Origin of the sequence: Aureimonas sp. AU4, assembly GCF_001463765.1 — a bacterium.
Lineage (GTDB): Bacteria > Pseudomonadota > Alphaproteobacteria > Rhizobiales > Rhizobiaceae > Aureimonas.
Genome location: NZ_BBWK01000051.1, coordinates 1 through 23,338, shown reverse-complemented (window position 1 = coordinate 23,338; position 23,338 = coordinate 1). Strand labels below are relative to the sequence as shown.

The following is a 23,338-nucleotide window of genomic DNA, read 5'->3' as shown; positions in this document are numbered from 1 at the left end:
GCTCCCCCTCAATCCGGCTCGTGCCAGGTGCGGCCGTCGCGCTCGATCAGCGCGATCGAGGAGGACGGGCCCCAGGTGCCGGACGTGTAGCCCTGCGGGCGGACCCCGATCTCCTCCCAGCTCTTCAGGATGGGATCGACCCATTCCCAGGCCGCCTCGACCTCGTCGCGGCGCATGAACAGGGTCTGATTGCCGCGGATCACGTCCATCAGGAGGCGCTCGTAGGCATCGGGATTGCGCACGCCGAAGCTCTCGGCAAAGCTCATGTCGAGCGGCACGTGGCGCAGGCGCATGCCGCCGGGGCCCGGGTCCTTGATCATCAGCCACTGCTTCACGCCCTCGTCGGGCTGCAGGCGCACGACGAGCTGGTTGGCGGCGATGTGGCCGGCGGTGCCGCCGAAGATCGAGTGCGGGATCGGCCGGAAGGTGACCACGATCTCGCTGACGCGCTCGGCCAGGCGCTTGCCGGTGCGGATGTAGAAGGGCACGCCCGCCCAGCGCCAGTTGTCGATCTCGGCCTTGATGGCGACGAAGGTCTCGGTGTCGCTCGGCCCGTCGTTCAGGTCGTCGACATAGCCCTTCACGGCGCCCCCGTTGGAGGCGCCGGCCTTGTACTGGCCGCGCACGGTGAGCTGCTCGACATTGGCGCTGGTAATGGGTTTCAGCGAGCGCAGGATCTTCAGCTTCTCGTCGCGCAGCGCGTCGGCGCTGAGCGAGGACGGCGGCTCGAGCGCCACCAGCGTCATCAGCTGCAGGATATGGTTCTGCACCATGTCGCGCAGCGCGCCGGCCTTGTCGTAGTAGCCCGCGCGGCCCTCGAGGCCGACGCTCTCGGCGACCGTGATCTGGACGTGGTCCACGAAGGCCGAGTTCCAGAGCGGCTCGTAGAGCATGTTGGCAAAGCGCAGAGCCATGAGGTTCTGCACGGTCTCCTTGCCGAGATAGTGGTCGATGCGGAAGACCTGGCTTTCCTCGAAATGCTCGCCGATCAGCGCGTTCAGCGCCTTGGCCGAGGCGAGGTCGCGCCCCACCGGCTTCTCGACCACGAGGCGCGTCTTCTCGTTGGCAAGGCCCAGCGTGCGGATGCGCGTGGCCAGATCCCCGAAGAGCGCGGGACCGACCGCGAGGTAGAACGCGCGGATGCGCTTGTCGCCGGCCTCGTCGAGGAGGGTCTTCAGGGCCTCCCAGCCGTCATCGGAGCGCGCGTCGACGGCGCGGTAGGAGAGGCGGGCGAGGAAGCGGTCGACCGCGGCCGGCTCGCGGTCCTTCTCGGCCACGAAGTTCTCCAGCGCCTCGCGGGCGAAGGTGCGGTATTCCTCGTCCGTCAGGGCCGTGCGCGAGGCGCCGATGATGCGCGAGCCGTCCGGGATCTGCCCGTCGTGGTCGCGATGGTAGAGGGCGGGCAGGAGCTTGCGCTCGGCCAGGTCGCCGTTGCCGCCGAAGACGACGTAATCGAAGAGCTCAACCGGTATGATCTGACTGGACACGGGCTTTCCTCTGCCACCTCAGGCTCTGCCGGACTTGACGCACGGCGGGGAGGCGCCGGACGGCCCGGTATAATTCAATCGATTGAAATGGGGAAGGAGGGCTCTCGATGCCCTCCAGCTCCACTCCGGTTCAGTTCGACGACCGCTTGGCGACGGCGCGGGCGATAGCGCCCACGAGCTGGTCGTTGCCGAACGGCTTCTTGATGGCGCTGGCCTCCTCGGCCTCGGGGGGAAGCTCCACGTGCTCGCCGTAGCCCGTCACGAAGACGAAGGGAATGCCGCGCTGGTTGAGGTTGCCGACGAGCGGGAAGCTCGTCTCGGTGCCGAGGTTCACGTCCAGAAGGGCGACGTCGATGGCTTGCGTCTCGATGATGCGCCGCGCCTCGGCCACGCTCGCCGCGATGTAGACCTCCACCATGCCGTTGTCGATCATCAGCTGCTCGGCATCGAGCGAGATGATCATGTTGTCCTCCACGATCAGGCCGCGCAGTCCCTTGAGAGACGTGGGAACGGGGGGCTGGGACATGTCGCTCGAGTCCTTCGGCACGGGCTGGGCGCCGGCGGGCTTGGGTGGCTGGAGGTGGAAGACCTGCTGGGGCAGGGTGAAGCGCGCCGTGAGGCCGCTCAGGCGATAGTCGAGGCTCGCCTCGCCGCCGAGATCGTGCGGGATCGAGCGCTCGATGATGGTGGAGCCGAAGCCGCGCCGCGCGGGCGGGGCGACCGGCGGACCGCCGCTTTCGGTCCACGTGATGCGGCAGCTGTCGTCGCTCTCGTCGATGTGCCAGCGGACGTCGATCGTGCCGGACGAGTCCGACAGGGCGCCGTACTTCGCCGAGTTGGTGACGAGCTCGTGGAACACGAGGGCGAGCGTCGAGAAGGCGACCGCCTCCACGAAGATGTCGGGCCCGTCCAGGTGCACGCGCTGGATCTTGGAGCCGATATAGGCCGAGACCTCGGTCTGGATGATGCTCGCGAGCGAGGTCGCCGAGAACTCCGTGCCGGTGATCTGGTCGTGGGCGCGCGCGAGCGCCTGGATGCGGCCGCCGATGATGCGGGCGAACTCGTCGACATCGGCGGCGCCGGGCTTCGACTGGGCGACGAGGGCGCGGATCAGCGACAGGATGTTGCGGACGCGGTGGTTGAGCTCGGCGATCAGGAGTTCCTGGCGCTGGGTCGCGAGGTTCGCCTGGCGCTCCGACTCCTCGTTGAAGCGCAGGAGCACTTCCAGGATCGAGACGCGCAGCGCCTCGGCCGACTTCCGCTCCGAGTCGGTCCAGGGCAGCGAGCGCCCGTGCACGGTCTCCTTCCAGGCCTCGAAGCTCTTGCGCGGCGTCAGGCGCACGCCGTGCGGCCCGACCATGCGCTCCTTGGTCTTGGGATCGCCCGCCCAGGTGACGGTCTGGACGATCTCGCGGCGGAAGAAGAGGATGTAGTCGCGTGGGGCGCGCGAGATCGGAATGGCAAGGACGCCCGCCGCGCGGTCCATGTAGTCGGCGGCCGGCGGATGGAGCGCCGAGATCTCGTCGCTCGCGTAGACCCGGCTCGATCCGGCGCGGTTCAGGAAGCGGGCCAGGCCCGGCAGCTCGTCGGGCGAAGGCGTCGAGCCGAAGCAGCGCCCCTCGCCCTTGGCCCAGACCGCGAAGCCGTCGCAGGGGATGATCTCGCGCAGCTCGTCGGCGAACTCGACGATGGATTCGAGCGTGGTCGCGACCGAGGCCATCTTGGCCACGAACCTGTCGTGCAGCGCGCGCGCGGCCTCCTCGACGCTCTGGCGCTCCTTGTAGAGCCGGCCCTCGACGATCAGCGACACCATCTGCCCGAAGAGCTCGGTGGCGTTGCGGATTTCCATCGGCAGGTGGCGCGGGGCGTAGTGGTGGAGCGCGAACAGGCCCCACAGCTTGCCGTCGATCACGATCGACACGGACATGGAGGCCGAGACGCCCATGTTCCGGAGATATTCGAGATGGATCGGCGAGACCGAGCGCAGCGTCGAGAGCGAGAGGTCGAGCGGCTGGCCGTGCGGGTCGAGCTCGGGGAAGATGCCGACCGTCGGCGCGTTGACGTCGGCAATGATGCGGATCTGGTTGCGCACGTAGAGCGCGCGCGCCTGGGTGGGGATGTCGGTCGCGGGGTAGTTCAGGCCCAGAAACGCGCCGAGCCCCGAGCGCACCGATTCGGCGATCACCGAGCCCGCGCCCGACGATGCGAAGCGGTAGAGCATCACGCGGTCGAAGCCCGTGATACCGCGCAGCTGGCGCACGCATTCGCGGAACAGGGGGTCGAGCCCGTCGGTCTTCTGGACGCGCGAGATCATGCTCTTGACGAGCGCGCCGGGATTGATGTTCGGGCGCTCCGAGGCGGGCTCGGCCTCGATCACGATCGAGTGGCCCGACACGTGGACCGCGATGTCGAAGCGCCCGCCGTTGTCGAAGAGGTCGAAGCCGAAGATGCGCTCGGCGCCCTCGTTGGCCGAGAGCACCTGGAGGCGGCCCCGGATCGCGTGGACGGCCGACTCGGGCAGGATCTTGAGCACCGGCTCGCCCGGCAGGTCGCGCACGTCGCACGCGACGTGGTCGGACAGGTTCTCCGACACGCGCTCGATCAGCCAGTCCATGGAGACCGCGATCAGGATGCCGAAATTCTGGATGTGCCCGAGGAACTGGATCGGCTCGCGGTCGCAGTTGGTGAGGTCGACGTCCGCAGCGTGGGAGGGAGGGCTAATGTTCAAGAGCCAAGCGGTCCTGCGGTCTCGTGTTCGTCGGCCAGGCGTCCGAAGAAGCGGAATGTATGGCGAGCGACCTCGGTCGACCGCGAAAGCTCGGCCGGCGAGAAGCTCTCGCGCGCCATAGCCCGCATCAGCCCGGTGAAGGGGCCGGCATCGCTCGAGGCCTCTAGATAATGCGTCGGAAACGGATTTCGAGCGGGCGCCCGCGCAAGAGCGCGCAGTAGATATTTGGCGCCGAGCCGCGATCCCTCCAGGACATAGGCGAGGCCGAGCGCGCCCGCGCGCGTGCCCGCGTCGAGCTCGGGGGGCGCCGGAACCGCGCGCTCCGCGGGGAGGCCGAGGATCCGGCAATCCTGCCGCGCGGCCTCGAGGCGACCGGTCGCCCGCCATTCGCCGGCCAGGGGACTGGCGGACAGGAGGGGCTCGATCGCGGCATGGGCGTCGCGGTTCATCAGGAGAAACAGCGCGTAGCGGCCGGCGTCGCCCGCCATCATCGGGCTGAAGCGGGCGTCCAGCGCCTCGTGCGCCTCGCGCGTGTCGGCGCGCAGCCGGTCGCGCAACGTCTCGCCGGGAGCGTCGGCGCCGGCCGGGTCTGCGCCGGGCAGGGTCAGCGTATGGGTCACGTCGGCGGGGCCTTCGTCGCGCGAGCGGGGCTCGTTTGGCTGCGGGGCGCAGCCGGACCGAGGGCTTAACGATCTGATCGCGCGATACAAGAGAGTAATGGCGGCCGACGCCTTCTACAAACGGTCGCGCAACGCGAACCAGGTCATGGCCAGGAAGAGCAGCGGCGCGCGAAGCCGGTCGCCGCCCGGAAAGGCGGGAACGCGCAGGGACTCCAGTTCCGCGAGGCGGTCGCGATTGCCCATCACGCGCTCGGCATAGAGCCGGCCCGCGAAGTGCGAGAGCATGACGCCGTGGCCGGAATAGCCGCCGATCGTGGTCACGCCGGGCTCGGGACTGTCGACATAGGGCATGCGGGTCGTCGTCACGGCCACCGAACCGCCCCAGGCATGGGTGATCGCGACATCGGCGAGATGGGGGTAGACGTCCGCGATCTGCCGGCGGATCGCGCCCGCGATGTCGCCCGCGCCCGATCCGTAAGCCTCGCGTCCGCCGAACAGGAGCCGGTCGTCCGCGCTCTTGCGGAAGTAGCGCACCACGAAGCGCGAGTCGTCGGCCGCCTCGCCGCCGGGCAGGACGCGATGCGGCTCGGCGAGCGGCGCGGTCGCCGCGATGAAGGAGCGGATCGGCATCACATGGGCGGCGTTGCGCGCGTTCAGCCGTCCGCCATGCGCGTTGGTGGCGAGAAGCAGGCGCTCGGCGCGCACCGTGCCGCGCGCCGTCTCGATCTCGACCCGTCCCTCGCGCCGCCAGATGCGCCGGGCGCGCGTTTCCTCGAACAGAAGGGCGCCTGCGCGCGCGGCCGCCCGCGCGGTGCCGACCAGAAGCTTCATCGGGTGGAGATGGCCGGTGCCGGTGTCGAGGAGGCCGGCGCCATAGGTGCGCGAGCCGGTCCGCTCCTGCGTCTCGGCGGCGTCGAGGAAGCGGATCGAGGCGTAGCCGAAGCGGCTCGCCATCGTCTCGGCATGGCGGCGGAAGGGCTCGTGGAAGCGCCGGCGATGGGCGAGGGATATCTGGCCCGGACGGTAGTCGGCCTCGATGCCGTGGGTCGCCATCAGCTCCATGAGATGGGTCTTGGCGTCCTCGGCGAGCGCGAAGAGCCGGCGCGCCCGCTCCAGCCCGAAGGCGGCCTCCAGTTCCTCGGGCCAGAGCCGGTGGCCCGTGCCCATCTGGCCGCCGTTGCGCCCCGACGCCCCGTCGCCGAGGCGCGCGCCCTCGAGGACGCAGACCCGGGCGCCCCGCTCGGCCAGATGGAGGGCCGCCGAGAGCCCCGTGAAGCCGCCGCCCACGATCGCCACGTCCACGTCGAGCGAGCCGTCGAGTGCGGGGTAGCGCGGCCGGTCTGGCACGGAGTCCTCGTACCACGAGCGGCCCGGAGAGATCGGCGACTGGTAGGCGGCGGCGTCCATCCAGCGGTTCGCCCGCGCTAGACGTTGAGGAGCAGGAACTCCCGCTCCCAGGGGCTGATCACCTGCATGAAGGTCTCGAACTCGCCGCGCTTGATGCCGGCATAGGTGCCCACGAACTCGCGGCTGAGAACGTCTCCGAAGGCCTCCTCCGCCTCGAAGGCGGCGACGGCCTCCAGAAGGCCGCGCGGCAGCGAGATCGCGCCGTCCTCGTTGGCGGTCTTGTCGGTCGGCTGGTCGGGCTGCGCCTCGTTGACCATGCCCAGCCAGCCGCAGGCGAGCGATGCGGCGAGCGCGAGGTAGGGATTGGCGTCCGAGGAGGGGAGGCGGTTCTCGACGCGTCGCCCCGCCGCGTCCGAGGTCGGCACGCGGAAGGCCGTGGTGCGGTTGTCGTAGCCCCAGGCGCTGTTGGTGGGCGCCGACATGCCGTAGGTCAGGCGCCGGTAGGAGTTGACGTAGGGCGCCATCATCACGAGGGCCGCCGGCACGTAGCGCTGCATTCCGCCGATGAAATGGAAGAAGAGCGGGGAAGGGCTGCCGTCGGGCAGGGAGAAGACGTTGCGCCCCTCCGCGTCCACCACCGACTGGTGGATGTGGAGCGCCGAGCCCGGCTGGCCCTGGATGGGCTTGGCCATGAAGGTCGCGTAGATGTCGTGCTTGAGCGCCGCCTCGCGGATCGTGCGCTTGAACATGAAGACCTGGTCGGCGAGCTGGACGGGATCGCCGTGGCGCAGGTTGATCTCGAGCTGCGCCGCGCCGTCCTCGTGGATCAGCGTGTCGATCTCGAGCCCCTGCGCGTCCGAGAAGTGGTAGATGTCGTCGATCAGCTCGTCGAACTCGTTGACGCCGCCGATGGAATAAGCCTGGCCGCCCGAGATCTGCCGCCCCGAGCGGCCCACCGGGGGCGTCAGCGGATAGTCCGGGTCGACGTTCTTGGAGACGAGGTAGAACTCGATCTCGGGCGCCACGATCGGCCGCCAGCCGCGCTCCTGGTAAAGCGAGACGACCCGCTTCAGGACGTTGCGCGGGGTATAGTCCACCGCCTGCCCGCTCGTGTCCACGAGGTCGCAGATCACCTGCGCGGTCGGGTCGCTCTCCCAGGGCACCTCGGCCAGCGTCGAGAGGTCGGGCACGAGCTTGAGGTCGCCGTCGTTGGGCGAGTAGCGGAACGTGCCGGTCTCGTCCGGATACTCGCCCGAGATCGTGTGCATGAAGAGCGCGGAGGGCAGCGCCAGCGACGTGTTGCCGGTGAACTTCTTGGCCGGCATCATCTTGCCGCGCGCCACGCCGGCGAGGTCCGGCGTGATGCACTCGATATCCTCGATCCGCCGGGCCTGAAGCCATTGCGCGGCCTCGCCCATGGTGGAAACGCCCCGGCGCGCGTCGAGAAAGGCGCGCCGGCCCGCAGGCTCCCGCGGCTGCGCGAAGCGGCCGGGCGCCGGGCTTGCGCCGCCTGCGGGCTCGGCGCCCGTGCGCTTCTTGGGCTTGTCTCGCCGGATCTTGGCCGAAGAGGCGTTGTCCGGCTTGGGCGGTCTGGGGCGTTCCGACATGCGGTCCTAAGGCTTGGCAAAGGTTCCTCGGACGTGAGCATAGCCCGGCACCGATGGGGGAGGAAGGCGGCACCGGAACAACCGGGTCGCCGTTTCGGAAGCGCTGTTGACGGGCGAAGGCTTGTCATCGAAACGCCGCGATCAAGGTTCGGTGAACCTCATCAAGGTCCGGCGACGATCGTCGGCCCCGAGAGCCCCAGGGACTTCAGGCATGGCGCAGGCGGAACAGAAGACGAAGACGGCGGGGCTCGAGGACACGATGGGCGGGCAGAGCGCGGTGGCGCGCACGGTCCAGCGCCTCGTGGACGGGGCCGAGCGGCTGAACCTGCGCTATGCCGCCAACGGCAACCCGCCGGTCTATCCGACCGACGACTTCCCCTGGGCGCGCGAGGTGGAGGCCGAGTGGCGCCTGATCCGGGCGGAGCTCGACAAGATCCTGGTGCGCAAAGGGGACCTTCCGGCCTTCCACGAGATCTCGTCGGAGGTGCGCTCCATCTCGTCGGACCAGAACTGGAAGACCTTCTTCCTGTGCGGCTACGGCATCAAGTCGGAGGAGGCCATCCGCCAGTGCCCCGAGACCTGGCGCATCCTGCAGAAGATTCCGGGCCTGAAGTCGGCGATGTTCTCGATCTTCGAGCCGGGCAAGCACCTGCCGCCCCATCGCGGCCCCTATAACGGGGTCCTGCGCTTCCATCTCGGTCTCGTCGTCCCCGACCAGCCCGACAAGATCGGCATCCGCGTCGCCGACCGGACCTGCCACTGGGAGGAAGGCAAGGCCCTGATCTTCGACGACGCCTACGAGCACGAGGCCTGGAACCACTCCGACCAGGTGCGCGTGGTCCTGTTCGTCGACTTCGAGAAGCCGCTGCGCTTTCCAGCCTCGCTCACCAACAAGGCGGTGCTCAACATGGCCGTCTTCACCCCCTTCGTGCGCGAGGGCTACAAGGCCCACAAGGCCTGGGAGCGCATGTTCTACGGCGCGGGGCAGAAGCATCGGTGAGCGCGGCGCCGCCGGCGGGCGAATGGCGCGCGATGCGCGCCGCCGACGTTCCGGCGGTGATGCGGCTCGCGGACGTCGTCCACCCCACGTTCTTCGAAGGGGCGAGCGTGTTCCACGACCGCCTCGCGCTGTTTCCCGAGGGACAGTGGGTTCTGCCGGGGCCGGGTCTAGAGCTGGCCGGCTACGCGGTGAGCTACCCCGCCCGCCTCGGCGCGCCGCCGACCCTCGACACGGTGCTCGGCGCGCTGCCGGAGGATGCCGATAGCCTCTACATCCACGATGTCGCGCTCCACCCCGCCTTTCGGGGCCGGCGGCTCGCCGAGCCGGTGATCGCGCGGCTCCTGCGACTGGCGGGCGGGCGGCCCGCCATGCTCGTCTCGGTCTACGGCACGGCGCCCTTCTGGGCGCGCTTCGGGTTTTGCGAGCGGCAGGGCGAGAGGATCGCCGCCAAGCTCGCCTCCTTCGGGGCGGGCGCGGTGTTCATGACGCGGGAGCCCGGCGAGGAAAAGGCGGCGCGGGACTAGGCGGACGCGAAAGCCTGCGCATAATGTGCGCAGCCGTAACGCCTATCCGCCGCCCGCTCGTCCACCCGCGAGCGGGTCTGTCGTTCGTCGCCCGACGACGCATTCCCACGAAGGACGACGCCGATGCGCTCCCTTTCCCTGCTTCTTGCCGGCGGGCTCGCCCTCCTCGCCGCTTCCGCATCCGCGCAGGAGCGCGTGGTCAACGTCTTCAACTGGTCGGACTATATCGACGCCTCGCTGATCGACCAGTTCACCAAGGAGACCGGTATCCGGGTCGTCTACGACACCTACGATTCCAACGAGATCCTGGAGACGCGCCTGCTCGCCGGCGGCAGCGGCTACGACGTGGTGGTGCCCTCGGCGGAATACCTCGCGCGCCAGATCCAGGCGGGCGTCTTCCAGAAGCTCGACCCCTCGAAGCTGCCGAACTCGAAGAACATGTGGCCGCTGGTGAGCGAGCGCGTCGCCGCCTATGACCCCGGCAACAGCTACTCGGTCAACTACATGTGGGGCACGACCGGCATCGGATACAATCCGAAGAAGGTGGCCGAGGCCCTGCCCGGTGCCCCGACCGACAGCTGGGCCCTCGTGTTCGACCCGAAGAACGCCGAGGCCCTGTCGAAATGCGGCATCGACATGCTGGACGCGCCGGGTGAGATCGTACCGGCCGCGCTGCGTTATCTCGGCCTCGACCCGAACTCCTCGGCTCCCGCCGATCTCAAGCGCGTCGAGGACATGCTCGCCTCGATCCGTCCGTTCATCCGCAAGTTCCACTCCTCGGAATACATCAACGCGCTCGCCAACGGTGACATCTGCGTGGCGGTCGGCTTCTCGGGCGACGTCTTCCAGGCGCGAGACCGCGCCAGCGAGGCGAACAACGGCACCGAGGTCGCCTACGCCATCCCCAAGGAAGGCGCCATGATGTGGTTCGACCAGATGGCGATCCCCGCCGACGCGCCGCACGTGGCCGAGGCGCACGAGTTCATCAACTTCATGATGCGGCCCGAGGTCATCGCCAAGGCGACCGACTTCGTGAGCTACGCCAACGGCAACCTCACCTCGCAACCCTTGATCAACAAGGAGATCCTGGACGATCCGGCGATCTACCCGAACGAGCAGACGTTGGCCGTTCTGTTCACCAAGGCGCCCTACGACAGCCGCGCGCAGCGCCTGGTGACGCGCCTGTTCACCACGGTGAAGACCGGCCAGTAAGAGGCATGGCGACCGCAGCTAACGCCAAGTCCCTCGGCAACATCCGCCGCTCCTTCGAGCCCTGGAACGACCCGGCCGCCCGGCCGCTGATCGAGTTCGACCGCGTCACCAAGCGCTTCGGGAGCGCGACCGCGGTCGACGACCTGTCGCTCGGCATCTACCCGCGCGAGTTCTTCGCGCTCCTGGGCGCCTCGGGCTGCGGAAAGTCGACGCTCCTGCGCATGCTCGCCGGCTTCGAGGAGCCGACGGCGGGCGACATCCGCCTCGGCGGGACGAGCCTGCGCGGCGTGCCGCCCTACCGGCGGCCGCTCAACATGATGTTCCAGAGCTACGCGCTGTTTCCGCACATGAGCGTAGAGCGGAACGTCGGCTTCGGGCTGCGCCAGGACGGCATGGCGCGCTCCGAGATCCAGGATCGCGTCGCCGAGATGCTGAAGCTCGTGAAGCTCGAGCCCTACGCCAAGCGACGGCCGCAGCAGTTGTCGGGCGGACAGCAGCAGCGCGTCGCGCTCGCCCGCTCGCTCGCCAAGCGACCCAAGGTGCTGCTCCTCGACGAGCCGCTCGGCGCGCTCGACAAGAAGCTGCGCGAGGAGACGCAGTTCGAGCTCATGGACCTCCAGCAGGAGCTCGGCCTCACCTTCGTGGTGGTCACGCACGACCAGGAGGAGGCGATGACCATGTCGGACCGCATCGCCGTGATGCGCGAGGGGCGCATCCTGCAGGTCGCCCCGCCCGCCGTAGTCTACGAGGCGCCCACCAGCCGCTACGTCGCGGACTTCGTGGGCAACGTCACGATCCTCGAGGGCGAGGTGGAGGAAACGGCGAACGGGGTCGTGCGGCTGCGTACCGCCGCCGGCCTCGTCGAGACGCGTTCGGGCGCGGCGCTGGCGCCGGGCGCCCGCGCGAGCTTCGCGATCCGCCCCGAGAAGCTGGAGCTTTCGCGCCGCGCGCCGGCCGACCCGTCGGTCAACGCCTTCCGGGGCCTTGTCTGGGACATCGCCTATCTCGGCGACGTCACGCTGTTCAACGTGCGCCTTTCCGGCGGCGAGACGGTGCGCTCGACCGTGGTCAACCGGCAGCGCGAGAAGAGCGAGCAGATCGGCTGGGAGGAGGAGGTCTGGCTGACCTTCGACCGCGAGGCGGGCGTGATCCTGGAAGGGGACGCGCCTTGAGCGGGAGGCGCGGCTTCGACACGTGGCGCGCGGCCGTCATCGGCATCCCCTATCTCTGGCTCGTCGCGCTCTTCCTCGTTCCCTTCCTGATCGTGCTCAAGATCTCGTTCTCCGAGAGCGCGATCGCGATGCCGCCCTACGTTCCGACCTTCGATGCCGGGCAGGGGATTTCCTCGCTCGCCGCCTCCGCGCGCGAACTCGGCGTCCAGAGCTACACGTGGCTCGCCGGCGACCCGCTCTACCTCAACGCCTACCTGTCGAGCCTGCGCATCGCCGCGATCTCGACCGTCCTGACGCTTCTTGTCGCCTATCCGCTCGCCTACGGCATGGCGCGCTGCGGGCCCTCGACGCGCGTCGTCCTCGTGATGCTGACGGTGCTGCCCTTCTGGACGAGCTTCCTGATCCGGGTCTACGCCTGGATCGGCATCCTGCGGCCCGAGGGCTATCTCAACCAGGCGCTGCTCGGGCTCGGGATCGTCAGCCAGCCGCTGCAACTCCTCAACACCGAGACCGCCGTCTTCATCGGCATCGTCTACTCCTACCTGCCCTTCATGGTGCTGCCGATCTACGCCTCGCTGGAGCGGCTCGACGGGCGGCTCCTGGAGGCGGCGGCCGACCTCGGCTGCCCGCCGCTGCGGGCCTTCTGGAGCATCACCTTTCCGCTCTCGCTGCCGGGCGTGGTGGCGGGCTCGTTCCTGGTCTTCATCCCGGCGGTGGGCGAGTTCGTGATCCCCGATCTTCTCGGCGGCTCGCAGACGCTGATGATCGGCAAGACGCTGTGGGACGAGTTCTTCGCCAACCGCGACTGGCCGGTTGCCTCGGCGGTGGCGATCCTGCTTCTCCTCGTGCTCGTGATCCCGATCATGCTGTTCCAGCGCATCCAGGCGCGGAGCGCGGCATGAACGGGCGCGGTCCTTCCGTCTTCAACCTCGTCTCGCTCGCGCTGGGCTTCAGCTTTCTCTACCTGCCGATCCTGATCCTGGTGGTCTACTCGTTCAACGCCTCGCAGCTCGTCACTGTCTGGGGCGGCTTCTCGACGCGCTGGTACGGGGCGGTGTTCCAGAACCAGCAGTTCCTCGACGCGGCCTGGGTCACCCTGCGCGTCGCGGTCCTGTCGGCGAGCGCGGCCACCGTTCTGGGCACACTCGCGGCGCTCGCGCTCGCCCGCTACACGCGCTTTCCGGGTCGCACGCTGTTTTCCGGCATGGTCGCCGCGCCCCTCGTCATGCCCGAGGTGATCACCGGCCTGTCCCTGCTTCTCCTGTTCGTGGCGGTGGGCTTCGACCGGGGCTTCTGGACGCTCACCATCGCGCACACGACGCTGACGCTCTGTTTCGTGGCGGTCGTGGTTCAGTCGCGCCTCGTCTCGGTCGATCCGCGCCTCGAGGAGGCGGCCCAGGATCTCGGCTGCACGCCGGCGCGCGCCTTCTGGCTCGTGACGCTACCGGTGATCTGGCCGGCGGTCGCGGCGGGCTGGATGCTGGCCTTCACGCTCTCGCTGGACGACCTCGTGATCGCGAGCTTCACCTCGGGGCCGGGCGCCAACACGCTGCCGATGCGCATCTACAGCCAGGTGCGCCTCGGCGTGACGCCCGAGATCAACGCCGTCTCCACCATGCTGATCTCGGTGGTCGCGCTCGGCGTCGTCGCGGGCGCGGTCGTCACGCGACGGCGCGAGCGGCGCCGCGTCACCGACGAGCGGCTGGCCGCCGGCGGCCGATAGCCTTCAGGGACCGACGCGACCGCTTTCCTCGCGCGCCGTCTCGATGGCCTTGAACACCGCCTCGAAGGCCGAGGGCAGCGGATCGGCGGGCTCGGCGGCCGCGAGCCGGAGCGTGTCCAGGACCTCCAGGCTCGACAGGGCGGCGACGAGATCGGTCCGCAGGAGGCCGTCGGCGCGAAGCGGCGCCGATCCCGCCACCGCATCGCGCAGGGCGAAAAGGCGCGCGGGAACGGCGCGCTCCGGCGCCGCGACCGCGATCGCGCCCGTCGTGATCGCATCCGTGCCACCCGGCGCGGCGGGCGCCAGCAGACCCGCGACCTTGGCCTCGTCCGTCAGATGGTCGATCGCGGCGAGAATGTCGCCCTCCGAGTCCAGGCGCCATTCCGGCTTCTGGGCGAGCGGCGGAAGGTCGGCGTCGAAATCGCCTTCCGAGATGCGCGTCGCGCCGTGGCTTGCCGCCACCAGCATCGAGGGCGCGGGCGGCCCCATGGGCTCGGCTTCCAGGCCGACGCTGCGGCGCAGCGTCTCGCCGCCCGCCATCGCCGGCGCCTCGCGCTCGGGCGCGGCGGTGGGAACGGGGGCGGGCTCCATCAGGCGGCTCGCCTGCGCGACGAGGCGGCGGGCGGCCTCGCGCTGGGTCAGAAGATCCTCCTCGCGGCGGTCGCCCGAGGGGCCTAGGCGCTCGGCCTGGCGGCGAAGGATCGCGAGATATTCGGCCGTGCCCGCGCACAGATAGGTCGTCTCGGACTGCGTCAGGAAGTCGGCAAGGTCCTCGCGCAGCCGCGCCGCGACCCAGCGCCCGTCGTTCGTCAGCGGGAGCGCGGCCGCGCCCGGGCCACGCCGCAGGAAGGCGGCGGCCGAGCGGAGCGCGCGCGTCTCGGCCTCGGTGCGGGGGCGACCCGAGGGCGGAAACAGGAAGGTCGCGCCCTCCGCCGGTGCCGACGCCGTGCCGGCGGGCGGCGTGCCGAGCGCCTTCAGCGCGGCATAGGGGCCCTCGCGCACAGCCTTGAGGCGCTCGTGAAAGGCGGCGGCGCAGCGCTGCGGATCGCTTGCCGCCTGCTTCGCGCCGGCCGGGCGCGCCTCGGCGACCGAGCCCGCGCCCTTCTGGGCGCCCTGGACGATCACCGAGCCGGCTGCCAGCGCGGCGCCCGGCAGGGCCGTCGCCGAAAGCAGGAGAGCGGCAAGGAAAAGGCGGGGCCGGGATCGGGTGGGCTGCATCGCGGGGGCGGCTCCGTTCGCGCTGAAACGGACGAAAGGCTCGGGGAGACGACCTCTCGTCAGATCGGCCGGCGGGGAGGACCGACGGTCATCTCCGGGCTGGGCCATTCGCCCCCGATCCTGAACGGTATGGGTTGCGAAGGGATGAACGTGTCGCCCCGACCCGATGCCTCGACCTTCGCCGGGTCGAAGGAGCCGGTGGCCTCGAGCCCGGCCGTGCGCAGGTCGTAGCGGCCCGAGAGGGTGGTCGCGCCCTCCTGCGTCTCGATCCGCGCGGTGTCGAGCCGCAGCGTGCCCCCCGTGCCCTCGAGATGGGCGGTCAGCGTACGGAACCCGGCGCCGGCCTCGGCCGCCGAGAGCTTGTGGGAGCCCGCCTCGCGCAGGAGGCGCAGGTCGAGCCCCGCCAGCGCACCGTCGCGCGCGCTCACCTCGATGCGCGTCCGGTTGGCGAGCGCCACGTCGCCCCAGTTGTCGGCGGGCGTGTCGACGTCGACCTCGATGTCGGCCGTGCCGGAGCTCAGCGGCAGGAGCGTGCCGGTCGTCTCGCGCAGCGACGCCAGGCCGATGCCGCGTAGTCTGGCCGAGCCCGACAGGCGGTTCGGCGGCCGCGTGTCGAGCGACAGGCGCATCTGCCCGCGCCCGCCCAGGATCGCCATGTCGCCGACGTCGAACACGGCCCGACCGGCGGTCACCTTCACGGCGGCGGCGAGTTCGCCCAGACGCAGCCGGTCGAGGCTGGCGCGCGCCGCCGACAGGCGCAGGTCGATGTCGATGTCGCGCAGGAACGCCGTGCGCAGGGGCCGCTGGAAGTCGATGAGGGCGCGCGGCGGCGGCGCCATGGCCCCGCCGAAGGCGGCCAGGTCGATCGTGTCGAAGGCGAGCGTCCCCGAGACGGCGGGCCGTCCTCCCTCGTCGCGCGTCGCCTCCAGCGCGCCGCGTGCCTGGTTGCCGCCGAGGTTCAGTTCGAGCGCGCCGAGGCTCGCGCGCGTGCCGAAGACCTTGAGCTGCGTGTCGAAGGCCAGCGCGCCGAAGTCGGGCAGGGTCAGGGAGCGCTCGCCGAGCCAGCGCACCGTGCGCGACAGGGAGGGCGTGGAGAGCTGGAGGCGGCCCGCCAGCTGCAGCCTGTCCCCGGCCGAGCCCTCGCCCGAGAAGAGCACGGCGAGCGGCGGCGCGTTGAGCGTGAGGCTCAGCGGCGACGCCGTGCCCGCCAGAAAGGGGCGGGGGCGCTCCACGACGAGGCTGATCTGCGTCGGCTCGCCGTTCCAGACATAGGAGCCCGACAGCGTCGCCGCCTCGTCCTCGCCCGGCCAGCGGAACACGAGGTTGGCGTTGCTGAAGCCGCCGGCCTGGCCTGGAACGCGCAGGAGCCCGTCGCGCACCCGGATCTCGTTGATGCCGGAAAAGCGCTGGAGGAAGTCGTCGAGCCGGCGCGACGCCTCGGGGGTCTGCGCGGCGAAGGGGATGGCCGGGGGAAGGGGCGGCGCCTCGGCGGCCGGCGGGGGCGAGGCCACGGGCTCGGGCGCTTCCGTCATGATCTCGGGGCGCAGGAGGGTGACGCGCTTGATCGCGACCCGGCCGAACAGGGCCGCCACGACGTCGAAGTCGGCATCCACCTGGTCGATGTCGACCGCCACCGGGTCCTCGTCCGGCCGGGCCGCGAGGATGCGCACGTCGCGCAGGCTGGCGCGCGGCAGGGGCAGGAGCGAGAAGCTGGCCTGCCCGTCCACGTGGACCGGCCCGTCGAGAAGGCGCGAAAGGCGGGCCTCGACCTCGCGCCGCGCGTCGGGCAGTGCGAGCGAGACCTGCGACACGAGAAGCGCCAGCCCGGCGCACAGGAGCCCGAGAACCGCCAGCGCGCCCAGGACCCGCCGGCGCCGGCGCGCGCTTCCCCTCGGGGGGAGCCGGCGCGATGCCCAAGCGGCGACCGGGCGGAGGGGGTTCGGCAACTCAGATCCTTCGGGCCGAACGGCCGGTTGGGAATCGGGCGGGGCCCAAAAGAGACATCGTGTCACGCGGCCTGTCGCAGGACAATGCGTTCCCCGCAAGGCGGGTCGGCGGCGGTCAGTGGGCGAGCACGCGCTGGGCAGGGAAGACGATCTCCACGAGCGTTCCCTCGCCAGGCGTCGAGGAGATCGTGAAGAGCGCCTGGTTGGCCTCGGCCATGGCCTTGGTGATGGGCAGGCCGAGACCGGTTCCCTCGCCGCGCCCGCCGCTCTTCACCTGCTGGAAGGGGGTGAGGGCGATGGCGATCTCGTGCTCGGTCATGCCGATCCCCGAGTCGCGGAAGCGCAGCGCCACCTCGCCGCCCTCGCCATAGGCGGTGGAGGCGATGATCTGGCCGCCGGGCGGGGTGAAGCGCACGGCGTTGGCCAGAAGGTTCAGCGCGATCTGCCGGACGGAGCGCCGGTCGGCCACGACGGGCGGCACGTCGGAGGGCAGGACCGAGCGCACGATCACGCGCTCGCGGTTGGCCTGGGGCTGCATCAGGGCCACCACCTCGGCCACGACCTCGTCGAGCGGGACCGCCTCGAAGCTCAGCTCCATCTTGCCGGCCTCGATCTTGGAGATGTCAAGGAGGTCGTTGACGAGGTCGAGCACGTGGTGACCCGAGCGCTTGATGTCGCCGAGATATTCGAGATAGCGCTCGTGGCCGATCGGCCCGAAGCATTCCGAGGCCATGACGTCGGCAAAGCCGATGATGGCGTTGAGCGGCGTGCGCAGCTCGTGGCTGATGTTGGCGAGGAAGCGGCTCTTGTGGAACGAGGCGTCCTCGGCCTGGCGACGGGCGGACACGAGGTCGCGCTCCACGTCCTTCCAGTGGGTGAGGTCGCGCACCACCACGCACCAGCCGCGCCGGCCCGCGAGCGCGCCGAGCGTGACGAAGAGCGGCGTCGTCGCCGCGCCCCCGTCCACCAGCGCCTCGACCTCGCGACCGTCGTTGAGCACGGCCGCCATGCCCTCGTCGCGTAGCGTCTCGATGTATCCCTTGGCGAGCGCGCGGCTCGCGGGCGCCAGGAGCTCCGTGAAGGGCAGGTTCAGGTAGCGGTCGGGCTCGAGGCCGAACAGCGCCTCGGCGGCCCCGTTCATGCGGCGCACGCGCGCGCCCTCGTCCAGAAGCAGGATGCCGTCGGTGGCCGTGTCGAGAACGGTCTGGAGTTCGGCGACCTCGACCTCCAGCTCGCGCGCCTGCGCACGCTCGCCCTCGCGCGCCGCCGGGTCCTCGGCCAGCGGGGGAAACGACAGGAGAAGGCAGTTGTGGCCGGCCATCGCGATGCGCTGGAGATGGAGCCCGGTCTCGACCACCGAGCCGTCGGCGCGGCGCAGGCGGCTTTCCTCGCCCTCGGCCCCGCCGCAGGACACGACCAGGCGGTCGAGCCCGCCCGCCTCTTCGAGGCTCGCGACGTCCTCGTAGCCGGTCGCATCGAAGAAGCGCTGGTTGGCGTAGACAAGGCTGTCGTCGTGAAGCGCCACGACGGCCAGGGGCAGGGCGTCGAACACGGCGGCGAGCGCGGCGGCCGGCGAGCCCGCCGAGGTGGGGGCGGCCGGCGCGGGCGCGGGACGCGGGGCAAGCTCGGCGCCGATGGCGCGGAAGGCGGCTTCCTCCGCGCTGGAGAGGACCTGCTCGCGCTGGCGCCGGCGCTCCTCGAGGGCCACCACGCCGGCGGGCGCGGGGGCGCCCCGCTCCGGTCCGCCGATGCGGCGACCGAAGGGGCGGCCGGGCTGCGTCTCGCTCTCGGGCGGCCGGGAAGGCTCGGGCGTGGCGGCGGGCAGGCGCGGCTCGGGCGCCGACAGGGCGAGGCCGATCGCGTCGGGATCGGCGGCGCTTTCGGCCGGGCGCACGACGCCGAAGCCCCGGAAGCCCTCGAAGCGCCGCTCGCGGCTGAACACGGGCAAGGCGGCGAGATCGACCGGCGCCCGCCGGTCGGTGCCCTCGATCGGCCACAGGACCGAGCGTCCGCTCCAGGTGTCGCGGCGCTCCAGGAGGCGCTCGATCTCGTGGCCCGTGTCGAAGCCGAACACGGCGGCGACGTCCGAGAAGGCGCGACCGATCACGTCCGCCGCGTGGGGGCCGACCACGGCCGCGAACTCGGGCGAGAGTTGCGAGAAGCGACCCTGCGCGTCGATCTGCCAGACGAAGCGGACGGGCTCGGCGTCGAGCCGCGCCCGGAAGGGCTCGCGCATGGCCTCGGCTGCGGGCGCCGGCGTTTCCACGGGCTCGGGCTCGAGCGGCGCGGGCACGACCTCGGGCGGCTCGACTTCACCGACGGGCTCGGGCTCGGAAACCGGCTCGGGCTCGGGCGGGCGCTCGGGCTCGGCCGGCGGCGGTTCGATCTCCGCCGGCGCGATGGTGGACGGCGCGTCCTCGTCCCGCAGGCGGTCGGCGAGATGGATCAGGACGAGGTCGTCGGCGACGCGCGCGAAGACCAGCGCGCCGGCCTCGTCCTCGATCGTCAGGTGGTCCTCGTCGGACTGGAGGAACTCCGAGCCCTGAAGGCCGAGAAGGCCGCGCTCGGAGGCGGGCAGCGCCGGCGTGCCCGCGAGACATCCGTCCGCCGAGGCGATGCAGGCCGGCGATCCCTCGACGGCGGCTTCCTCGAGATAGCGCTCGGCGCGCTCGCCCAGGGTCTCCTCGGCCGTCTCCAGGCGGGCCGTCAGGAGAACCCCCAGCGTTTCGTCGCGCTCGAGGCGCGCGAGCACGGCGCGGCCGAGGGCCGGATCGGCCGGCCGCAGCAGGAGCTGCGTGCGGCCGCGCTCGGCCAGCGCGGCCGTGGCGGCGCGGAGGCCGGGCTGGTTGGCGGCGGCGTCCGCGCCCAGGAGCCTGCGCCCCGCGCGGTTCGCCCACAGGATGCCGCCGAGATCCGGCGACAGAACCGCCAGCGCCGTGCCGGCGCCGTTCAGGCGCCGAACCGTCTTCCGGCTCATGATGTCGAGGATGGAGGCCAAGGGAGCGATGTCGCGGTCAAGAGGACAGGGTTACCGCGACGTTAATAAGGGCTGGGGCGGATCGAATCCAGAACATGGAGCGTCGGCACCGCGATCAGCCGCCCGGACGGTTAACGGGACCGCGGCACAAAGGCAACCGGGACGGGGGCTGCGGTGTTGTCGGGAGACGGGAATCAACCGACAGGGAGGAGAAGCATGAGCGACGCCAACACGCCATCGGGAGGCGCTCCGCGCGATCCCTTCGAGGAGACCCGCCGCGCCTTCGACGCCATGCCCGGCGCCGACGCCATGCGCGGCGCACAGGCCGCCATGGGCCTCGATCCGGCGCGCCTCGGCGAGGCCTTCCGCACGATGACGCAGAGTTCGCTGGAACAGTCGCGCGAGGCCTACGGCCGGATGCGCAGCGCCGCCGACGAGGCGACGCGGACGCTGGAGGCGACCGTCGACCAGGCTCATAACGGCTCGCTCAACCTGTCGAAGCGCGCCATCGAAGGCCTGCGCGCGCAGGCCGAGATGAATTTCGAGCACCTGCAGAAGCTGTCGTCCGCCGGGTCCTTCTCGGAGTTCATCGAGATCCAGACCCGGTACCTTCGTCGCCAGATCGAGCTGGCGACCGACCAGGCGCGCGCCATGCAGGAGATGACGCGCTCGGCCGCCGAGGAGGTGATGCGGCCGGCGCGCGAGGCCGCGCCACGCCCCGATGGCGGCGGCGAGAGCCGCTGAAAGGCTCGCAAAACAGAAGGGGAGAGCCGCCCGGACGGCGGCTTTCCGTTTCGTCCTTCACGCTAAAGGCTTGCGCGCCGTCGCAAATGCCCTTAATCACTCCTCGACCACGCCCGGCTCAGCCGGGCACGTCTTCGTGCGGTTGTAGCTCAGCTGGTTAGAGCGTCGGATTGTGGCTCCGAAGGTCGGCGGTTCGAACCCGCCCAACCGTACCATTCTTTTTGTCAACGATTACAGTGATATAAATCTGGCAGGGTAGGAGCGTTGGGCTCCGCTCATGTCGCATCTGTGTTGCAACTATTTCCCCTGATTTGCAGGGGTTTCCTGTTAGCCCCGGCTACTCCGTGCGACATGAAATGCAACATGGCTGGAAGTGTTGAGGCGTAAACCCCCTTCGTTCTGGCTCTTTGCGGGTCTCGATCTCAACAGCAGCGAATACTCCCGCGCGATAGTCCTGCGGTTGGCTATCGCCGCCGTCAGACCGCAACAAAATGCGCTATCTGTTGGCCGCGCGGGTGGTCCGAATCTCGAACGCCTTCGAGGTGCCAGGCGAGTCCTTGCGTCGCGAACAGGATGTCCTTGTTCCAGGCATGGAACGGGTCGCAGTAGGAGAAGGTTTGCTCCTCGCCAAAGGGCGGCGGTCGCAGTGATACGCTCGCATCGAGGCTCTCCGACGCCATGAAGAACGTCCAGAAGAAGCGGCCGCCCTTACGCATGCGAGGCCATAGGTGCGTCATGCACGGGCGCGGGTGAGTGATCGGCGGATGCGTAAAGACGCTCTGAGCGAGCGCCAAGTCGAACGTCATGCCGTCGATCAGCATCTGGAAGGCTCGTTCCTAGGCAAGGTTTTTTGCGGCAGGTGGTCCGTTAGCCGAGCCGACGGATCTCCTTCTTGCGCCCTTCCTCAATACGTGAGTCGAAGTAGTTGATTCCGTAGTAGTTGCTTGGGCCGGGGAACGACATCGCGCTTCAACGCCGAGTTTGGGAACCGGGTTGGTGAGCGGATCAATTTGGAGTTGTGTTCGGTTCGCTGCATTCTCGATGGAGAATCGTATGATTGCCGTATCGTCAGAAACATGTCAGGTCAGATTTTGCCTGTCGGTTTATAGTTTTTGAGCCTCCATACTGAGAAAGCCAATGCGGCGTATCGATGATCTCCTGAAGTCGGCGAGAAAGTTATCGCAGGAGAAAAATTTTAGTGGATCGCTCAGCCTATATCGTCGCATCCTCGAAGTTAATCCTAGACATGGGGATGCGCTTCTCGCCGCAGGGGTTATGTCGATTGAACTCGGGAAAGAGGCGATCGCTCGCTCATATTTTCGCCGAGCCGCTGCAAGCGCGCCATCAGACTATCGCGCTTGGCAAAACTTGGCCCAACTTGATTTCCAGCAATCAAGTCTCGATACCGCGTTGGGTCATGCAAACAAGTCTGTTCTTGCTGCTCCTGAAAACCCCGAAGCGTATCACGCGCTAATCTCGATCTTGTTGGCGCTGGGACGATCGCAGGAAGCCCTACGTCACGCGAAACGCGTTTATAGAATGCGGCCGAACAATTGCAATTTATTGCTGCAGGTCGCAAGTTTAAAACGTCAAGTTTGCGACTGGGATAGCTTCGATGAGGATGATGGACGTATACGAGACTTCGTGGCGCAGGGAATTCGAGTTCCTCCGCTCGCTCTAATGGCTACGCAAGCAACGAATGCGGAGCAGCATGCTTGCGCTCTACTATGGGCCCGTGATTTCGAAAAAGAAGTCAGTCAACAGCTACCCCTTCGACGCTCGGAGCCAGGTAAGCGCGTGAAAGTTGGGTATCTATCGGGCGACTTTCATGACCACGCCACGTCCCGGCTAGTAGCCGAACTTTTCGAAGCGCATGATCGCAGCAGTGTCGAAGTGTTTGGCTACTCTTATGGCCCGAACCATCAGAGTGATATGCGGACCAGGGTGCTCCGCTCGTTTGACCACTTCCGAGATCTGCGAGACACGTCTTCAAAAGCCGCAGCGCAACTCATCTACACCGATCAGATCGATATTCTTGTCGACATGAAAGGTTACACCAGTCGGGCACGGACCGAAATTTTGAGTTGGCGCCCTGCACCCATCCAAGTCAATTATCTTGGGTTCCCTGGCACAATGGGGGCGAGCTTCATCGACTACGTCATAACTGATCCGGTTGTGTCTCCGCCTGAATACGAGGCTCACTCGACCGAGCGCTTCGCTTATTTGCCAAATTGCTTTCAGCCGAACGATACGCTTCGACCTCAGCCAGATGGATCGGTTACGCGAAATCACTACGGCGTGAGCGACAATGTGTTCGTGTTCTGTTGTTTCAATGCTGCTTACAAGTTTGCGCCGCATGTTTTCGATCGCTGGATGCGCATCCTTCATGCAGTTCCACGTAGCATACTTTGTTTGCTGGTACGCTCCGAGGAACAGGGTAATAATCTTCGGAGCGAGGCATGCCGCCGCGGCATCGATCCGGCGAGGCTTCTTCTGGCACCGCCAGCGAAGCCGCAGGAACATCTTGCCCGTTGCGGCCTCGCTGACCTGTTTCTCGACACCCTACCTGTCAGCGCGTTTACGACCGCTAGCGATGCATTGTGGGCAGGACTTCCTGTTTTGACATGCGCTGGCGATACGCCTGCTGGGCGCGGCTCAGCAAGCCTCCTGACAGCTATGGGCTTGCCGGAGCTTGTTACTCAAAATCTCGACGAGTATGAGCAAAGGGCGATCGATCTCGCCCAATCGCCCGATCGCCTTCGTATCTTGCGGGATCGTATTCGGCTCAGCCGCAATACGTCACCCCCGTTTGCAACCGCGCTGCTAGCCCGCGATTTAGAGCGGCTTTACATACGTCTTGTCGCGGATGAGTCTCAACGACACGGCGGCAAGCGAAAACAGGTTGCATAGCGCCTAAGGGCAGGGCTCACGGCTTAGAACCAGAAGAGGACGGTTGGGTCTCTCAGCCAATATCCAGCCCGCTGACATAGCCTGAGTTAGACGGCACACCTCAGATCAATGGGTCCTATCCCT

The 23,338-nt window shown here is 68.8% G+C and carries 17 protein-coding genes and 1 tRNA gene; 9 read left to right on the top strand and 9 right to left on the bottom strand.

Annotation, left to right across the window (positions count from 1 at the left end; genetic code table 11):
* Positions 1 to 8: 8 nt before the first annotated feature.
* The 5 genes from zwf to AUL35_RS15245 form a co-directional block, all read right to left on the bottom strand.
* Positions 9 to 1,487: a glucose-6-phosphate dehydrogenase gene (gene zwf, locus AUL35_RS15265; RefSeq protein WP_062016252.1), complete on the bottom strand. Its 1,479-nt coding sequence runs from the start codon at positions 1,485 to 1,487 to the stop codon at positions 9 to 11.
* A 130-nt stretch (positions 1,488 to 1,617) separates the two neighbouring features.
* Positions 1,618 to 4,215: an HWE histidine kinase domain-containing protein gene (locus AUL35_RS15260; RefSeq protein ID WP_062016250.1), complete on the bottom strand. Its 2,598-nt coding sequence runs from the start codon at positions 4,213 to 4,215 to the stop codon at positions 1,618 to 1,620.
* Positions 4,212 to 4,835, bottom strand: a complete 624-nt coding sequence (locus tag AUL35_RS22940) for a biliverdin-producing heme oxygenase (protein ID WP_062016248.1) — start codon at positions 4,833 to 4,835, stop codon at positions 4,212 to 4,214. Before AUL35_RS22940 ends, AUL35_RS15260 begins: the two co-directional genes overlap by 4 nt.
* A 114-nt stretch (positions 4,836 to 4,949) precedes the next feature.
* Positions 4,950 to 6,242 (bottom strand): FAD-binding oxidoreductase, encoded by a 1,293-nt coding sequence (locus tag AUL35_RS15250; RefSeq protein ID WP_062016246.1) that lies wholly within the window; start codon positions 6,240 to 6,242, stop codon positions 4,950 to 4,952.
* 17 nt (positions 6,243 to 6,259) lie between these two features.
* Positions 6,260 to 7,789, bottom strand: coding sequence for a glutamine synthetase family protein (locus AUL35_RS15245; RefSeq protein WP_062016244.1), 1,530 nt, complete (start codon positions 7,787 to 7,789; stop codon positions 6,260 to 6,262).
* Between the two features lie 211 nt (positions 7,790 to 8,000).
* Between AUL35_RS15245 and AUL35_RS15240 the strand changes: the two genes are divergently transcribed.
* The 6 genes from AUL35_RS15240 (at position 8,001) to AUL35_RS15215 (ending at position 13,420) form a co-directional block, all read left to right on the top strand.
* Complete coding sequence (locus AUL35_RS15240; protein WP_062016242.1) at positions 8,001 to 8,789, top strand: aspartyl/asparaginyl beta-hydroxylase domain-containing protein; 789 nt, start codon at positions 8,001 to 8,003, stop codon at positions 8,787 to 8,789.
* Positions 8,786 to 9,313, top strand: a complete 528-nt coding sequence (locus AUL35_RS15235; RefSeq protein WP_062016240.1) for a hypothetical protein — start codon at positions 8,786 to 8,788, stop codon at positions 9,311 to 9,313. Before AUL35_RS15240 ends, AUL35_RS15235 begins: the two co-directional genes overlap by 4 nt.
* 123 nt (positions 9,314 to 9,436) lie before the next feature.
* Positions 9,437 to 10,525, top strand: a complete 1,089-nt coding sequence (locus tag AUL35_RS15230; protein WP_062016238.1) for a polyamine ABC transporter substrate-binding protein — start codon at positions 9,437 to 9,439, stop codon at positions 10,523 to 10,525.
* Positions 10,526 to 10,530: 5 nt separating this feature from the next.
* On the top strand, positions 10,531 to 11,697 hold the full coding sequence (locus tag AUL35_RS15225) for an ABC transporter ATP-binding protein (protein WP_062016236.1): 1,167 nt from the start codon (positions 10,531 to 10,533) through the stop codon (positions 11,695 to 11,697).
* Positions 11,694 to 12,599: an ABC transporter permease subunit gene (locus tag AUL35_RS15220; RefSeq protein ID WP_062016234.1), complete on the top strand. Its 906-nt coding sequence runs from the start codon at positions 11,694 to 11,696 to the stop codon at positions 12,597 to 12,599. Before AUL35_RS15225 ends, AUL35_RS15220 begins: the two co-directional genes overlap by 4 nt.
* Positions 12,596 to 13,420: an ABC transporter permease gene (locus AUL35_RS15215; protein ID WP_062016232.1), complete on the top strand. Its 825-nt coding sequence runs from the start codon at positions 12,596 to 12,598 to the stop codon at positions 13,418 to 13,420. Before AUL35_RS15220 ends, AUL35_RS15215 begins: the two co-directional genes overlap by 4 nt.
* Before the next feature lie 3 nt (positions 13,421 to 13,423).
* Here AUL35_RS15215 and AUL35_RS15210 read toward each other — a convergent pair whose 3' ends face one another.
* The 3 genes from AUL35_RS15210 to AUL35_RS15200 all read right to left on the bottom strand — a co-directional run bounded on the left by AUL35_RS15210 (position 13,424) and on the right by AUL35_RS15200 (position 19,582).
* The gene (locus AUL35_RS15210) at positions 13,424 to 14,638 is read right to left on the bottom strand and encodes a hypothetical protein (protein WP_062016230.1); all 1,215 of its coding nucleotides are present in this window, start codon (positions 14,636 to 14,638) and stop codon (positions 13,424 to 13,426) included.
* A gap of 59 nt (positions 14,639 to 14,697) precedes the next feature.
* On the bottom strand, positions 14,698 to 16,584 hold the full coding sequence (locus AUL35_RS15205) for an AsmA-like C-terminal region-containing protein (protein ID WP_062016228.1): 1,887 nt from the start codon (positions 16,582 to 16,584) through the stop codon (positions 14,698 to 14,700).
* Between the two features lie 115 nt (positions 16,585 to 16,699).
* Positions 16,700 to 19,582 carry a PAS domain-containing protein gene (locus tag AUL35_RS15200; protein ID WP_062016226.1) on the bottom strand — a complete coding sequence of 961 codons (2,883 nt, stop codon included), beginning with the start codon at positions 19,580 to 19,582 and terminating at the stop codon, positions 16,700 to 16,702.
* Between the two features lie 195 nt (positions 19,583 to 19,777).
* On the opposite strand from AUL35_RS15200, the gene AUL35_RS15195 reads away from it, so the two are divergent.
* Together AUL35_RS15195 and AUL35_RS15190 are read left to right on the top strand one after the other, a co-directional pair.
* Positions 19,778 to 20,305, top strand: a complete 528-nt coding sequence (locus AUL35_RS15195) for a phasin family protein (protein WP_062016225.1) — start codon at positions 19,778 to 19,780, stop codon at positions 20,303 to 20,305.
* A gap of 138 nt (positions 20,306 to 20,443) precedes the next feature.
* Positions 20,444 to 20,520 (top strand) — tRNA-His (locus AUL35_RS15190).
* Positions 20,521 to 20,781: 261 nt separating this feature from the next.
* Here AUL35_RS15190 and AUL35_RS15185 read toward each other — a convergent pair.
* Complete coding sequence (locus AUL35_RS15185) at positions 20,782 to 21,126, bottom strand: hypothetical protein (RefSeq protein WP_062016223.1); 345 nt, start codon at positions 21,124 to 21,126, stop codon at positions 20,782 to 20,784.
* Between the two features lie 316 nt (positions 21,127 to 21,442).
* On the opposite strand from AUL35_RS15185, the gene AUL35_RS21690 reads away from it, so the two are divergent.
* Positions 21,443 to 23,215: a tetratricopeptide repeat protein gene (locus AUL35_RS21690; protein ID WP_082666363.1), complete on the top strand. Its 1,773-nt coding sequence runs from the start codon at positions 21,443 to 21,445 to the stop codon at positions 23,213 to 23,215.
* Positions 23,216 to 23,338: the final 123 nt, after the last annotated feature.